Source organism: Pseudomonas sp. DG56-2, assembly GCF_004803755.1.
Classification (GTDB): Bacteria; Pseudomonadota; Gammaproteobacteria; order Pseudomonadales; family Pseudomonadaceae; genus Aquipseudomonas; species Aquipseudomonas auratipiscis.
The window spans coordinates 4,467,984-4,482,686 of the sequence record NZ_CP032311.1; the positions used below are offsets into that span (position 1 = coordinate 4,467,984).

At 58.1% G+C, this 14,703-nt stretch carries 15 protein-coding genes and 1 tRNA gene; 4 read left to right on the plus strand and 12 right to left on the minus strand.

All coding sequences use genetic code 11. The annotated features are described in order from the left end of the window. Positions 1-43: 43 nt before the first annotated feature. The 4 genes from nadA to D3Z90_RS20515 all read right to left on the minus strand — a co-directional run bounded on the left by nadA (position 44) and on the right by D3Z90_RS20515 (position 4,755). Positions 44-1,102 (minus strand): quinolinate synthase NadA, encoded by a 1,059-nt coding sequence (gene nadA, locus D3Z90_RS20500; protein WP_136477752.1) that lies wholly within the window; start codon positions 1,100-1,102, stop codon positions 44-46. Positions 1,103-1,339: 237 nt separating this feature from the next. Further along, positions 1,340-2,830: a YdgA family protein gene (locus D3Z90_RS20505; protein WP_136477753.1), complete on the minus strand. Its 1,491-nt coding sequence runs from the start codon at positions 2,828-2,830 to the stop codon at positions 1,340-1,342. Between the two features lie 51 nt (positions 2,831-2,881). After that, positions 2,882-3,751: an oxaloacetate decarboxylase gene (locus D3Z90_RS20510; protein WP_136477754.1), complete on the minus strand. Its 870-nt coding sequence runs from the start codon at positions 3,749-3,751 to the stop codon at positions 2,882-2,884. Positions 3,752-3,843: 92 nt separating this feature from the next. Then, complete coding sequence (locus D3Z90_RS20515) at positions 3,844-4,755, minus strand: helix-turn-helix domain-containing protein (protein WP_136477755.1); 912 nt, start codon at positions 4,753-4,755, stop codon at positions 3,844-3,846. Positions 4,756-4,928: 173 nt separating this feature from the next. On the opposite strand from D3Z90_RS20515, the gene D3Z90_RS20520 reads away from it, so the two are divergent. The 4 genes from D3Z90_RS20520 (at position 4,929) to D3Z90_RS20535 (ending at position 9,223) form a co-directional block, all read left to right on the plus strand. Continuing rightward, positions 4,929-6,287: a glutamine synthetase family protein gene (locus D3Z90_RS20520; RefSeq protein ID WP_128322352.1), complete on the plus strand. Its 1,359-nt coding sequence runs from the start codon at positions 4,929-4,931 to the stop codon at positions 6,285-6,287. A gap of 48 nt (positions 6,288-6,335) precedes the next feature. Further along, on the plus strand, positions 6,336-7,424 hold the full coding sequence (locus D3Z90_RS20525) for a polyamine ABC transporter substrate-binding protein (protein ID WP_136477756.1): 1,089 nt from the start codon (positions 6,336-6,338) through the stop codon (positions 7,422-7,424). Next, a complete protein-coding gene (locus tag D3Z90_RS20530; RefSeq protein WP_256658263.1) occupies positions 7,421-8,734 on the plus strand; it encodes an FAD-binding oxidoreductase in 1,314 nt (437 codons plus the stop codon). Before D3Z90_RS20525 ends, D3Z90_RS20530 begins: the two co-directional genes overlap by 4 nt. A gap of 93 nt (positions 8,735-8,827) precedes the next feature. Further along, on the plus strand, positions 8,828-9,223 hold the full coding sequence (locus D3Z90_RS20535; RefSeq protein WP_136477757.1) for a hypothetical protein: 396 nt from the start codon (positions 8,828-8,830) through the stop codon (positions 9,221-9,223). 1 nt (position 9,224) lies between these two features. Here the strand turns inward: D3Z90_RS20535 and D3Z90_RS20540 are convergent, their stop codons facing one another. The 8 genes from D3Z90_RS20540 to pal all read right to left on the minus strand — a co-directional run bounded on the left by D3Z90_RS20540 (position 9,225) and on the right by pal (position 14,680). After that, entirely contained in the window at positions 9,225-9,911 is a 687-nt protein-coding gene (locus tag D3Z90_RS20540) for a peptidoglycan DD-metalloendopeptidase family protein (protein ID WP_136477758.1), read from the minus strand. A 52-nt stretch (positions 9,912-9,963) separates the two neighbouring features. Then, positions 9,964-10,587: a CatB-related O-acetyltransferase gene (locus tag D3Z90_RS20545; RefSeq protein WP_136477759.1), complete on the minus strand. Its 624-nt coding sequence runs from the start codon at positions 10,585-10,587 to the stop codon at positions 9,964-9,966. A 49-nt stretch (positions 10,588-10,636) separates the two neighbouring features. Further along, on the minus strand, positions 10,637-11,530 hold the full coding sequence (locus D3Z90_RS20550) for a glycosyltransferase family 2 protein (protein ID WP_136477760.1): 894 nt from the start codon (positions 11,528-11,530) through the stop codon (positions 10,637-10,639). A gap of 200 nt (positions 11,531-11,730) precedes the next feature. Continuing rightward, positions 11,731-11,806 (minus strand) — tRNA-Lys (locus D3Z90_RS20555). Positions 11,807-11,867: 61 nt separating this feature from the next. Beyond that, the gene (gene queC / locus D3Z90_RS20560) at positions 11,868-12,542 is read right to left on the minus strand and encodes a 7-cyano-7-deazaguanine synthase QueC (protein ID WP_136477761.1); all 675 of its coding nucleotides are present in this window, start codon (positions 12,540-12,542) and stop codon (positions 11,868-11,870) included. 14 nt (positions 12,543-12,556) lie between these two features. After that, positions 12,557-13,204 (minus strand): 7-carboxy-7-deazaguanine synthase QueE, encoded by a 648-nt coding sequence (gene queE / locus D3Z90_RS20565; protein WP_136477762.1) that lies wholly within the window; start codon positions 13,202-13,204, stop codon positions 12,557-12,559. 159 nt (positions 13,205-13,363) lie between these two features. Then, complete coding sequence (gene ybgF, locus D3Z90_RS20570; RefSeq protein ID WP_136477763.1) at positions 13,364-14,176, minus strand: tol-pal system protein YbgF; 813 nt, start codon at positions 14,174-14,176, stop codon at positions 13,364-13,366. A gap of 6 nt (positions 14,177-14,182) precedes the next feature. Beyond that, positions 14,183-14,680: a peptidoglycan-associated lipoprotein Pal gene (gene pal, locus D3Z90_RS20575; RefSeq protein WP_028943075.1), complete on the minus strand. Its 498-nt coding sequence runs from the start codon at positions 14,678-14,680 to the stop codon at positions 14,183-14,185. Positions 14,681-14,703: the final 23 nt, after the last annotated feature.

Genomic DNA, 14,703 nt, shown 5'->3' on the forward strand with positions numbered 1-14,703 from the left:
GGCGATGCCGGCGCCTACACTAGGCAGTGAGTGAACGACCTCGTCAGGCGTTGCCAGACAGTTTCATCCGCGCTGCCTGGGTGAAATCGAGCATGCGTTTGAGTGGCTTGATCGCCTGGGGAATCAGCGCAGGCTCCACGAAGATCTCGTTGCTGCCTTCACGCAGGCATTGCAGCGTGCGTTCCAGCGTGTTCATGGCCATCCACGGGCAATGGGCACAGCTGCGGCAAGCAGCACCGTTGCCGGCCGTCGGCGCTTCAATGAACACCTTGTCCGGGCACAGCTGCTGCATCTTGTAGAAGATGCCGCGGTCGGTGGCGACAATGAAGGTTTTGTTCGACATGGTTTGCGCTGCGGCGATCAGCTGGCTGGTAGAGCCAACCGCATCCGCCAGATCGATCACCGACTCCGGCGATTCCGGGTGCACCAGGATCGCGGCATCCGGATACAGCGCCTTCATGTCTTCCAACTGGCGTGACTTGAACTCTTCGTGAACGATGCAGGCACCGTCCCAAAGCAGCATGTCGGCGCCGGTCTGTTTCTGGATGTAGCGCCCCAGGTGTTGGTCCGGGCCCCAGATAATGGTTTCGCCGTTGTCCATCAGGCTTTCGACGATTTCCAGCGCACAGCTGGAGGTCACCACCCAATCGGCGCGGGCTTTGACCGCCGCCGAAGTGTTGGCATAGACCACCACGGTTCGCTCTGGGTGCTTGTCGCAAAAGGCCGAGAATTCCTCTACCGGACAGCCCAGGTCTAGCGAGCACGTCGCTTCCAGGGTGGGCATCAGCACACGCTTTTCGGGATTGAGGATTTTTGCCGTCTCGCCCATGAAGCGCACGCCCGCGACAATCACGGTACTGGCTTCGTGCTTGTTGCCGAAGCGAGCCATTTCCAGCGAATCAGACACGCAGCCGCCGGTTTCCTCGGCCAGTGCCTGAATCACAGGATCACAGTAGTAATGGGCAACCAGCACCGCGTTCTGCGCCTTGAGTTCGGCGGCGATGGCGGCGCGGTAGTCGGCCTCTTGCTCGGGCGTCAGCGGCTTGGGCTGCTTGGCATCGAGGTGGGCTTGCACCAAAAGGCGTTCGGAAATCTGGGTCATGATCGCTGGACCTGCAGGCGCTTGTGCGCGTAAGCCGAGTGTATCACCGAGCCCTGGCAAATCGGCTACAGGCTCCGCAGGCAACGTACACAATGACATGGCAGGCGGAACCAAAGACCTTCTGCGGCCTCGGGTTTTTATGGGATGCCGAAGGCTACAGTTAATCGGATGAATTCAAAAGGTTTTTTTAGTGAAACAGGCCTTGGGGCGACGACCATGCCGCCCCAAGGCGTGCCGTCAGCCTTCCGTCGGCTGCATTGCGCCGAGGTGGGCCATGATCAAGCTGGCGAACTGCTCGACGGTCATTTTCTGGCCGTTGAAGTCAACCATGCCTTCGGCGTAGTGCAGATTGGCAAGGATATCGTTGCCCTGCACCGTAGCCATCCGGCTCTGCAGCGCCATCATGCCGACCATTTCGCCAGCCTGCGATGCTTGCTGGGAAAGCACCTGCGCATCGCTTTGCCCTTCCAGGCGTGCCTGCAATGTGGCCAAGTCACCGATCATGGGTTTGGATACCTGCAGTTTGCTCTGCACCTGGGTAATCATCTGCTGATACAGCTCAGCCGTCGGCAACTCCAGCGAAGCCGGCTTGCCCAATTGAACACTCAAGCTGAAATGACTTTCACCGTTGGCTGTCTTGAACGAGAAATCGTCCAGGGCAATTTGCGGCTTGGCGGCCAGCATTTGCTGAACATGGGCGCTGACCTGAGCTTTTTCTGCGTCGGTCATCGGCAGTGATGGCAGTGCATCACCCTGCGCAGCTGCCGCTTGAAACTCGGGCAAACGGGTCTGGTACCAGGCAGCCAGCGCCTGCATGGCTGGCACATCTAGATTCTTGATGCTCCAGTGCATCGCTCCGGAACCTACCGGTTTGCCATCAAAGTTGATATCACCAACCTTGTAGGCCATGGTGCCGGACAGCTTGTCGCCGTCAGCCTGGTATTCGTTGTTTTGCTCAAGATGCTTCATCAACAGCACTTTCTGCTGCTCACCCAGCAACGCGCTGACCTCTCCCATACCCATGTTCATGGTACCCACATAGAAACCATGGGGTGTCTTGGTCAGGTCGCCAAACACACGCAAGTCCTTGAGTTCCACCTTCATGGGCACGTCGTCTGCGTCCTCCAGGTTCAACATCAAGCTCGCCGAATCGCCGGTGAACCTGGCCTGCTCGGCATCCTTGGTGCCAGTCGCCTGCACCTGCAATCCGGAGAACTTTATGCGCGTGACACCCGCCTCTTTCAACTCCATGGGCGGCATGATCAGGGTGCCATCGGTGGAACCGTCGTAACCCAGACTGTTCTGCCCGTATACCGGCGCCACATCGCCACTGGCGGCAAACCAGTCAGCGGTGACAGCATCTTTTTCCAGTGCATAGTTACTCGCCGCCATCACTGGCATGAGCTTCAACGCCTTGACCCGGGTCCAGGGCAACGGACCATGCTCGATGCGATCGACGATGCCGAACTCAAAGCTCTTGAGCTGATCGCCAACCACCATGTCCTTGACCTTCACCCGGTAGTGCGCGGTGCTCGAGAACAGGTGCGAATCCAGCGATGCCAGCTCCACGGTCATATTGCCAGCGGACTGTTTGAGCTGGATATTGGCCTGCACCATAGCCTGCTCGAGCACCGCCGGGAGTTGCTTACCGGTGTACCAGGCACCCGCCGTGCAAACTGCTGCCACGGCGACTACGAGCCCGGAAAGTACACCTACTGTCTTCTTCATGAATTGTTCCGCTTGTCCATTTTTGAGAGTTGTTGCAGCAAGGCCATGGGCCTATTCGTTGACGTCCATGAACTCACGAGCCCAGACGATATAGTCGCCAGGCACCGTGTAGGTATGGGTAAGTTCGGTGGCACTCAGGTCCGAGGCACTGCTGGTGATGCGGCGCTGCTCGCGCAGGCAATCATAGGTCGCCTTGATCGCCGCAAAATAAGCGCCATGACCGTCCACGGCAATGCGCACTCCCAACTGCGCCAGACGCGCATCATCGTGCAATTGCGGATTGCCGTAGGTCACCAGCATCAACGGCACGCTCAGGTGCTTGGCGATCTGTTCAAGGTGGTCAAAATCACGAATGCCAACCATGCACAGGCCATCGGCACCGGCATTCTGATACGCCACGGTGCGGGCAATGACTTCCTCAACCGGAATCAACGCAGCGTTGGTGCGCGCAATGATCGCAAGCTCGGGATCGACACGCGCCTCCAGCGCCGCACGGATCTTGCCGACACCTTCGGCAATGCTGATCAGGTCGGTGGACTTGCGCCCGAATTGAGCGGGCAGCAGCGTGTCCTCGATGGTCAGCGCCGCGATTCCGGCACGCTCAAGTTCAGTGACCGTGCGCATTACGTTCAAGGCGTTGCCATAGCCATGGTCGGCGTCGGCAATCACCGGCAATTGGGCCACACGGCCAATGCGCGTCGCCTGTTCGGCAAATTCGCTAAGGGTGATCAGGGCAAAATCAGGTGCAGCAAGCACCTGCAGGGATGCGACCGAACCACCGAGAATGCCCACCTCGAACCCCAGATCAGCGGCGATACGCGCCGACATCGGGTCAAACACGGAAGCCGTGTGGTAACAGGCGGGAGAAGCAAGGAGTTTACGAAACGCGCGACGCAGGTCTTGGTGTGAGGCTCTTGGCATGGTCTTTCCAATCTATCGACTTCATTTATCGGACAGAACATACCACTGCAGGGCCTATGGCCGACAGGGTCAGATGCCATGCAGTTGTCGGCTCAGTTGCGCTGCTGCGTTCGTTTCAGCGTTTCACTAGGCAGCTCTTTGAACAATTGCTGATAGCTATTAGAGAAGCGCCCCAAGTGCCAGAATGACCAATGCATGGCGACTTCCGCGACGGTGCTGGCACCGGGTCGAGCGCTCAACAACTCACGGCGCGCGCTGTTCAGGCGACGCAAACGCAACCAGTTTGCCGGCGTCATCCCGGTGTAGGTCTTGAAGGCTTGCTGCAACTGACGCAATGGCACCTCGGCAACCTGCGCCAACTCCAGCAGGTTGAGCGTCTCTTCCGGGCAGTCGGCAGCCCATTGGCTGATACGGCGCATGATCGTGCGTTCTTCGGTGCGCCGCCCCAATGCGCTGCGGTCCAGGCAAACACTGGCGCTGTCGAGTATGTACAGGCAATCCTGAAGCAACTGCTCGGTCAGGGCTTCGCGGCTGGGCGGATCAATTTCCTGCCCCAGACGGGTCAAGGTGCTGCTTAACCAACCGCCGAACAATGCAGTCTGCCTCGAGTTGAGCGGCGCCATGAACAGCCCTTCGAGCCTGGCGATATCCACAGCGTGGCGCTGGACGAACTCGGGGCCGAACACCACCGCCACTTCCTGGTAGTTCTCTGGCGTAATCCAGATGTTGCGGCTTTCACCGTTGAGCAAGTAAAGGCTGTTGTCCGTGCGGTCAAAACAGAAGGTCAAGGCCCCGCTAGGAGCGTGAAAACTCTGCTCTACCCGCGTGTTCATGGACTCTTCGTAGATCTCTACGCCTTCAAGCTCCAGGCAGCGTATACGCCCCTCGAAATGCCCCGGCGACATCTGCTGGTATTGCACGCTCCAATTGGGCGAGGCGCGCTCTTGCTCGATCACTGTAGCGGTACTGAAAGCCTGAACCTGAAACGGATTTGGCGCTGTCATAAACGGCTCGTCATGCACTCTTTTGGTGCATTTAATTCCGGAAAAAGTGGATAGATGGATCTGCACACCTCGACCAAGATAGCCCTCAACGCGCTGCAGGGGAAGTCGTCCAGACGGCATGCCAGCCTTGATCGCAGGTCCTGGCGCGGAATAAAACCAATAACGAGGTCTTTATGAATGCCCCTTTCGATCAGCTGTCTGCTTGGCTGAAAGAACACAAGATTACCGAAGTCGAGTGCGTGGTCAGTGACCTGACCGGTATCGCCCGCGGCAAAATTGCACCCACCAACAAGTTCCTGCATGAGCGAGGCATGCGCCTGCCGGAAAGTGTGCTGTTGCAAACGGTAACCGGGGATTTTGTCGACGACGACATCTACTACGACCTGCTTGACCCTGCCGATATCGACATGGTTTGCCGCCCAGACTCGGCCGCCGTATACGTGGTGCCATGGGCCATCGAGCCGACTGCCATCGTGATCCACGATACCTTCGATAAGCAGGGCAACCCGATTGAGCTGTCGCCACGCAACGTCCTGAAGAAAGTACTCAAGCTGTATGCCGACAAGGGCTGGCAACCAATCGTCGCGCCGGAGATGGAATTCTACCTGACCCAGCGTTGCGAAGACCCGGACTTGCCGTTGCAGGCTCCACTGGGTCGTTCGGGCCGCGCCGAAAGCGGTCGGCAGTCGTTCTCGATCGATGCCGCCAACGAATTCGATCCGTTGTTCGAAGATGTTTACGACTGGTGCGAAGCCCAAGGCCTGGACCTCGATACGCTGATTCACGAAGACGGCCCGGCACAGATGGAAATCAACTTCCGCCATGGCGACGCCCTGGATCTGGCCGACCAGATCACCGTGTTCAAACGCACCATGCGTGAGGCTGCACTCAAGCACAACGTGACCGCTACGTTCATGGCCAAACCGGTGGGCGACGAGCCAGGCAGTGCCATGCACCTGCATCAGAGCGTGGTTGACATCGCCACCGGCAAGCCGATCTTCGTCAATGAAGACGGCCAGATGAGCGAGTTGTTCCTGCAACACATTGGCGGCCTGCAAAAGTACATCCCCAAGGTGTTGCCGATGTTCGCCCCCAACGTCAACTCGTTCCGCCGCTTCCTGCCCGATACCTCGGCGCCAGTGAATGTTGAATGGGGTGAGGAAAACCGTACCGTAGGCCTGCGCGTGCCTACCTCCAGCCCAGATGCAATGCGCGTGGAGAACCGCTTGCCGGGTGCCGACGCCAACCCATACCTGGCCATCGCCGCGAGCCTGTTGTGCGGTTACCTGGGCATGGTCGAGAAAATCAATCCGAGCGCCCCGGTTCAGGGCCGCGCCTACGAGCGGCGCAATTTGCGCTTGCCAATCACCATCGAAGACGCCTTGGCCAACATGGAAGACTGCCCGAGCGTGGAGCAACACCTGGGCAGCAAGTTCGTGCGCGGTTACGTGGCAGTCAAACGGGCCGAACACGAAAACTTCAAACGTGTGATCAGCTCGTGGGAGCGAGAGTTCTTGCTGCTCAGCGTTTAAATCCTGCTGCGTAACAAGCATCGATAAAAACAATTCGAAGAGGTCGATATGCGTTCATTGAAAACCGTTGCAAGTGCAACCCTGGCGCTGCTGGTCAGCGCCACAGTCCAAGCCCAGCCAAGCGTCAGCGTCTACAACTGGACCGACTACATCGGCACCACCACCCTGGCAGACTTCCAGGGCAGCACTGGCATCAAAGTCATCTATGACGTATTCGACTCCAACGAAACCCTGGAAGGCAAGTTGCTGGCCGGCCGCACCGGCTACGACGTGGTCGTGCCTTCCAACCACTTTCTGGCGCGCCAGGTCCAAGCTGGCGCGTTCCTGAAGCTCGATCGCGAGCAACTGCCCAACTGGAAAAACCTTGACCCTGTGCTACTCAAGGCTCTGCAGAGCAACGATGCCGGCAACCAGCATTCGGTACCTTACCTGTGGGGCACCAACGGCATCGGCTACAACGTCGACAAGGTCAAGCAAGTGCTCGGCGTCGATCACATCGACTCCTGGGCCGTGATGTTCGAACCAGAGAATTTGAAAAAGCTCAGCAAGTGCGGCGTGTCGTTCATGGACTCGGCCGACGAGCTGTTCCCGGCGATGCTCAACTACATGGGCATGGACCCACGCAGCAATAATCCCGAAGACTACAAGAAGGCTGAGGCCAAGCTGCTGACCCTGCGCCCGTACATCACCTACTTCCACTCATCCAAGTATGTGTCGGACCTGGCCAACGGTGATATCTGCATGGCCTTCGGTTACTCAGGCGACGTTTTCCAGGCAGCCAACCGCGCCAAGGAAGCCAACAACGGCGTGAACATCGCCTACTCCATTCCCAAAGAAGGCGCCAACCTGTGGTTCGACCTGCTGGCCATCCCTTCCGATGCCAGCAATCCAAAAGAGGCCTATGCCTTCGTCAACTATCTGCTTGAGCCGAAAGTGATCGCCCAGGTCAGCGCCACTGTCGGTTATGCCAACGCCAACCCGGCCGCCAAGCAGTACATGGATGCCGATCTGGTCAACAACCCAGAGGTGTACCCGCCGCAGGAGGTGCTGGACAAACTCTACGTTTCCAACACCCCTACCCCGCAAATCATGCGCCTGATGACACGCTCGTGGAGCAAAGTGAAGTCGAACAAATGAACCAGCACGCCATGATCAATCCTGCTGCGCAACATGCCAGCTCGTATTACCGGGCATCGGTGGGTCCGATGCCTGAACACCCACAGTTGAGTTCCGACCTTAGCGCCGATGTCTGCGTGATCGGCGGTGGCTTCACCGGTGTCAATACCGCTATCGAACTGGCACAGCGCGGCCTGTCGGTAATCTTGCTCGAAGCGCGACGCATAGGCTGGGGCGCCAGCGGGCGCAACGGCGGTCAACTGATTCGCGGCATCGGTCACGACGTCGAAGGTTTTGCCCGCTACGTTGGCCAGGACGGCGTGAAGTATCTGCTGCGGGCCGGGATTGAATCGGTTGAAGTTGTCGCCAACCGCATCAAGGAACATGGCATCGACTGCGACTTGCGCTGGGGCTTTTGCGAACTGGCCAACTCCCCGGCCCAGTTCGCCGCATTTCGCGCCGAGCAGGAGCACCTGGCAACCTTGGGCTACCGCCACCAGACCCAGTTGATCGGGCCCGAGCGAATGGGTGAAGTGGTCAATTCCAAGCTGTATGCGGGCGGTTTGATCGATCGCGGTTCGGGCCACCTGCACCCACTCAATCTGGTGCTGGGCGAAGCACAAGTAGCAGCGTCCCTGGGGGTGCGGATTTTCGAGCACAGCCCGGTTATCGAGATCAACCACGGCGCCACCGTCCACGTGCGCTGCGCCCAGGGCAGCGTGCGGGCCGGTAGCCTGGTGCTGGGCTGCAATGCTCACCTGGAAGAACTGGAGCCACGCCTGAGCGGCAAGGTACTTCCTGCTGGCAGCTACATCATCGCCACCGAGCAGTTGTCCGCTGCGCAGGCCGATGCACTGATCCCGCAGAACCTGGCGTTGTGCGACCAGAAAGTCGGCCTGGATTACTACCGCCTCACGGCAGATCGCCGCCTGCTGTTCGGCGGCGCCTGTCACTACTCCGGTCGTGATCCGCTGGACATCGCCGCTTACATGCGTCCGAAGATGCTCAAAGTGTTCCCGCAATTGGCTGACACCCGAGTCGAGTTCCAATGGGGTGGCAAGATTGGCATCACTGCCAACCGTTTTCCGCAGGTTGGCCGCCTGTCGCAGCACCCTAACGTGTACTACGCCCAAGGCTACTCGGGCCATGGCCTGAACGTTACCCACTGGACGGCTCGCCTGCTCGCCGAAGCCATCGATGTTGGTCATAGCCAAGGCATGGATGTATTCAGCGCTGTGCCTCACATGACTTTCCCTGGCGGCAAGGCCCTGCGCTCGCCGCTGCTGGCCTTGGGAATGATGTGGTATCGCCTGCGAGAAGTACTCGGCTGAGCCCCGCCTTCGACCCCTTGCCAGTGACTCAATTGCAGCTACTGTCAGTTGAGTCGCGTTGCATTGGGCAACGGGTACCGAAGGGGAGAAGCCATGAAGACAATCAGTAAACTCTGCTTGTCAGGTGCGCTGCTGCTGGCACTGGCTGGCTGCAGCAGCATCGATGCCCGCACTACCGAATATGTCGGCGTTGAACACGCCGCCCCCACCGACGCAGCTCATGTTGAAGTGCTGCGCCGCGAACCTTTGCGTGCGCATACGCGCCTGGGCGAGATTCTCGTCGATGCCAGTGTCGAGCCAGCGCCGCCTATCAGCGACGTAGAACAGAAACTGCGCAGCGAAGCCGCCAAGATTGGTGGTGATGCCGTCGTTGTGGTCTACGACCGTATCCAGCCACTGTCGGCCTATGTCAGCGGCCCCCTGTGGGACCGTGACATACATTCTGTCGAAGGGCGCAAGCTCAAGGGCATCGTGATCAAGTACCAGTAATTCAACTGGCGGCCGGCAGGACACTAAGCGGATCGAGCGGCTTGCCGTTCTGGCGAATCTCGAAGTACAGCTGCACGCGATCGGCATCCAGGTCGCCTGCCTCGGCAATTTTCTGGCCCTTGCTGACAGTTTGCCCTTCCTTGACCAGCAGTTTGCTGTTGTGGCCGTAGACACTGGCATGGGAGGGACCATGCTGAAGGATGATCAGGTTGCCGTAGCCGCGGATATTCGTTGCGAACGCCACTTTGCCGCCGAGGCTGGCGAACACCGGTTGCCCTTGAGTGGCGGCAATACGAATGCCTTTGCTGAGTTTATCCGCCGCAGAGTAGCGACCAATCACCGCGCCCTGTACCGGCCACGCCCAACCGCGCAGCGTCACCTTGGTGGCCGGGGCAACCGATTTGCGCTTGCTGGCAGTAGTGGTTCTGTTTCGTGACGTAGCTTTCGATCCGCCGAACCGAATTGTCTGACCGACATTAACCGCATAGGGCGGGCTGATCCCGTTATAGCGCGCCAGTTCCTTGAAGTTCCAGCCGTGACGCGTGGCAATCGAGTACAGCGTGTCGCCACGTTTGACCTTGTAGCTACCGGCTACCACCTTGTTGGCAGAAACCCCGGAACTTGGGGAGTGAGAGCTACAAGCAGATACCGCCAACATGAGGGCGATCAGAACAGACCTGAAAAACACACAACATCCTTTTCCCGCAGGAGCTACTGGCCAAGCGGGCGATCATAAATGATTACTGGGCCTTGCGCGTCCTGATGTAGGCGAGGAATGCCTCCTGGTCGGTGCTGCACAACATTCTCGCCACCGCCTTGACCTCTTCCATCGGCCAATCCCACCACGCGGCCTCAAGCAGCAGGGCACGAACGTCCTCTTCGAAGCGCCACCTGATCTGCTTGCAGGGGTTACCACCCACCACGGCGAAAGGCGGCACGTCACGGGTAACGACGGCACCAGCTGCCACAATGGCACCGTGGCCAATGGTTACACCGGAGAGAATGACTGCATTGGTACAGATCCAGCAGTCACTGCCGATGACCACATCACCTTTGCTCGGGGCGTAATCCTTGATGTCGCGAACTTCATCGACCATCGCTGGGAAAGGATAAGTCGTCAGCCAGTCGGTGCGGTGTTCACCGCCGAGGAGAATTTGCACACCTTCTGCGATCGAGGTGTAGGAACCCACTTTAAGCACCGTGTCATCACCGAACTCAATCACTTCGGGGATTCCGTAGGTTCCGGTACCGATGGTGTATCGAGGGTATCTAAGGCGGATCTTCTCGGCCTTGCGTTCAAGCCTGTCCATCGCGCGCAGTCGCTTGTACTCTCGGCGATCCTTCAGCATCTCGAAAAGCTTCACAGGTTGATCCTTGCGTGCAGTTGTTATCGTTTTTGTAGGCGGATGAACATCAACGGTGCAGTACGAGACGCTTCAGTCGTTTGAACGTCGTACGGTTGAAATGACGCAACGGAATGGAGCGCAGCAAGCTCCATGCGTACTTTTTGTCTGACACCACAGCGTACTTCAAGGCCTTGTGAATCAGGACCGAGCGGCCCTTCTCGTAACCTGGATGATCTTGAAAAGGCGCCATGGCCTGCAGGTCGGCATCAAGCAATACCTTGAAGCGCCGCGACAAGTTATTGGGATGCCGACGATAGCGCGTAACCACCACCGGCAACTCATGAATCTCGTAACCCTTGCTGGCAATACGCAAGGTCATCTGGAAATCCTGAACCTTGATCGCAGGATCGTAGAAGCCCGCAGCCTTCATCGCCTCCATCCGGTACAGCGCACCCGGCGCCCCCATGACCACAGCGTCACTGACGATCTCGTCGAAACTGAACTTCTTCACCTTGCTACGGTGCTGGGTTTTTATCTCGACGCCATCGCTGTCCATATAGGCAATCAACGCACCAACGCAGCCGACCTTGGGGTGCTCATCGAGATAGCGAACTCGGGTGCTGATCGAATGAGGGAGCATGATGTCATCCAGGTCAGGCGTTGAAACATAAACGCCTTTGGCGTGGGCCAGGCCATTGTTCAATGTGGCACTGACCCCCTGGTTGGGCTGAGTGTAGAGCTGAAAATCGTAGGTTTGCTGCAAGGCGCGCAACATGGCGAGACTATTGTCGGTCGAGCCGTCATCGACAATGATCACTTCAAAGTTGCCATAGTCCTGGGCGAAGATGCTCTGCAGGGCTACTTCGAGGTACTTCTCGGCGTTATAGCAAGGGGCAACAATCGATACCAGTGGTTGACTGCTCACGGCCTCGGAACCTGCGTTGATACGACCTTCAGTCATAGCTACTTCATGCCTCATGCGTGACCCGCAAAGCGGGCCTATTCCTGATTGTCATGCATTCAAGTGGAAAACCATGATGCGGGAACTTGAGTGTTTTGTCATGAACCCACGGTGAGACACGCAGTACTCCAGACAATCAAAAAGATGAAAACGAAAAAGCCCGCGACCTTTGCAGGACGCGGGCTTTGACTTACAGCATATGGTGGGTCGTGTAGGATTCGAACCTACGACCAATTGGTTAAAAGCCAACTGCTCTACCAACTGAGCTAACGACCCGTTGGATGGCGCGTATAATACTGATTTCTAACAGGAAATCAACACCCCATCGCAAAATAATTTAAAAATATCGTGTTGGGTCTTCTACACCCGCTGCTTTAAAGCCATCGGCGCGCAGGCGGCAGCTGTCACATTTACCGCACGCACGGCCTTCGTCGTCGGCCTGGTAGCAGGAAACGGTAAGACTGTAATCGACACCATGGGCAACGCCGGCCTGAACGATTTGCGCCTTGCTCAAGTTCTGCAGCGGCGCCTGGATACGAAAGCCCTGCCCTTCTACACCGGCTTTGGTGGCAAGGTTAGCCATGCGCTCGAATGCTTTGACGAACTCTGGGCGGCAATCCGGATAACCCGAGTAGTCCACGGCATTGACGCCAATGAAGATATCCCGCGCCTCGAGCACCTCTGCCCAACCAAGCGCCAGCGACAGGAACACAGTATTGCGCGCCGGCACGTAGGTTACCGGAATGCCCTCAGAGGGCGCCTCGGGCACATCGATGCTGCTGTCGGTCAAGGCCGAGCCGCCAATCCCGTCCAGGTTCAAGCCAATCACTTTATGCTCGACCACACCCAGGTCACGGGCCACTCGCGCAGCAGCGTTCAACTCGGCACGGTGACGCTGGCCATAGTCGAAACTCATGGTGTAGCACTTGTAGCCATCGGCCTTGGCCATGGCCACCACGGTTGCCGAATCAAGGCCACCGGAAAGCAGGATTACCGCACGTTTCTCAGTCATTGCATTCACTCCTGTCAGCGTCCCGGCTCGTCATTCCACAGCAGCTTGTGCAACTGCATCTGAAAACGAACCGGCAAATTGTCGGCCACAATCCAATCAGCGAGATCTGTAGCGCTCACCTGGTGATGGCTCGGCGAAAACAGCACTTCACCCGCACGTTTTTCCAGACCGTACTGAATGAGCTTTGACACCGCCCAGTCGTAGTCTTCCCGCGAACAGATTACGAACTTGACCTGGTCATTTGCGCCCAGCAGTTCGATGTTCTCGTAACGGTTGCGGTGCACTTCCTCGGAGCCCGGCGTTTTCAGGTCCACAACCCGACTGACGCGCGTATCCACCTTGGAGATATCCAGCGCGCCGCTGGTCTCGAGCGAAACCTCGTAACCTGCATCGCACAGCTGCTTGAGCAAAGGAATGGCATTGGGCTGGGCCAGCGGCTCACCCCCGGTGACACAGACATAGCGCGGCTTGAAGCCTGCTACCTGCTCAAGGATAGAGTCGAGTGTGCGCACGGTGCCGCCACTGAAGGCATATTCGCTGTCGCAATACTGGCAGCGCAACGGGCAGCCGGTGAGACGGACAAAAACCGTGGGCAAGCCAGCGGTGCGCGTTTCACCCTGCAAAGAGTAAAAAACTTCGGTAATACGTAATGTGTCTTGCATAGTCGCCACGGGCGTAACAGCTAAACAGGCTGTCCGCCTCCGTCAGGCACTGCTGAAAACCCGGCATCGCGTAGTTTTCAGCAGCGTAGTTCAATAAAAGGGCAGAGATTCTAACGAAAAAACCCGCGGCAAGCGCGGGTTTCTTTTGAAACAGCTGGTTTAGAGCTTTTGCAGATCGCGCTGAGCGAGCTGTGCTGCGGAGGTACCCGGGTACTGGGTGATGACCTGTTGCAAAATGCCCTTGACCCGGTCGGTGTGGCCCAGGCGGCGCTCTACATCGGCTAGCTTGTACAGCGAATCCGGCACTTTGTTGTGCTTGGGATACAGCTGGCTGACCTTGGCAAAGGCTTGCCCTGCAGCTTGCAGATCACCCTTGGCCAGGTTCACTTCACCCAACCAGTACTGGGCATTGCCGGCGTACTGACTGTTGGGGTACTTGCGCAGAAAGGCGTTGAACGCCTGGCTGGCCTTGTCGAAATCCTTGGCTTTGATCAGGTCGAAAGCAGCATCGTAGTAGAGCTTTTCTTTGGCCGGATCACCAGGTTCGCTGCTGGCTGCTGGTTGTTGCGCAGCGGCAGCCCCTGCAGCGGCGCCGGCGGCTTCGCCACCCGCGGAAGAATTCTGTGGAGCCTCGGCAGGAGCGCCGGTTCCAATACGCCGATCCAGGTCCTGGTATCGCTCCAGGCTTTCCTGTTTCATGCGCGCAACATCGTTTTGCAACTCTTCGATGATGCCTTGTTGACGCGATAGCTGATCCTGCATTTGCTGCAGTTGCATGAACAGCTGACCCTGCGCCGAGGCAGGGGCGGTAACCCCTCCCCCGGCGTAGGCGCCGTTCGTACCATAACCCGATGGCGGATAGCTGCTTGCGCCGCTATAGCCAGCGTTGTCATCAACAACAGGAACCTCAGCCCAGGCCACGAGTGGCAGGCTGAGCGCCAGGACGGTTAGAGCACGACGGCACGTTCGCATATCGAATTACTTACGCAGTTCGACGCGACGGTTTTGAGCCCAGGACTGCTCGTCGTTGCCGGTAGCAACTGGACGCTCTTCGCCGTAGGAAACCAGTTCCAGCTGAGCAGGAGAGACGCCTTGCAGAACCAGGTAGCGTTGAACGGCTTTCGCACGACGCTCGCCCAGAGCCATGTTGTATTCGCGAGTACCACGCTCGTCGGTGTTACCTTCCAGCACGACGCGAGCGCCGTTGCCTTTCAGGTCCTTGGCATGAACGTCCAGAGCGCGCATGGCTTCTGGCTTCAGGTCCGAGCTGTCGTATTCGAAGTAGAAGGTGGTGATTGCGCGCAGAGCAGCTTCTTCGCTCAGGCTGCCGTCAACAGCACCAGTGTTGGCACCGTAGCCAGCGTTAGGGTCAACAGCGCCTTGACCAGCGTCGTCGCCGCCTTTCGAAGAGCAACCTACAGCTACGGCCATGGCCAGAGCCAGCGCAGCAAACTTACCAAACTTCAGCATTTCCATCGTGAAACTCCTAATGAACCCCA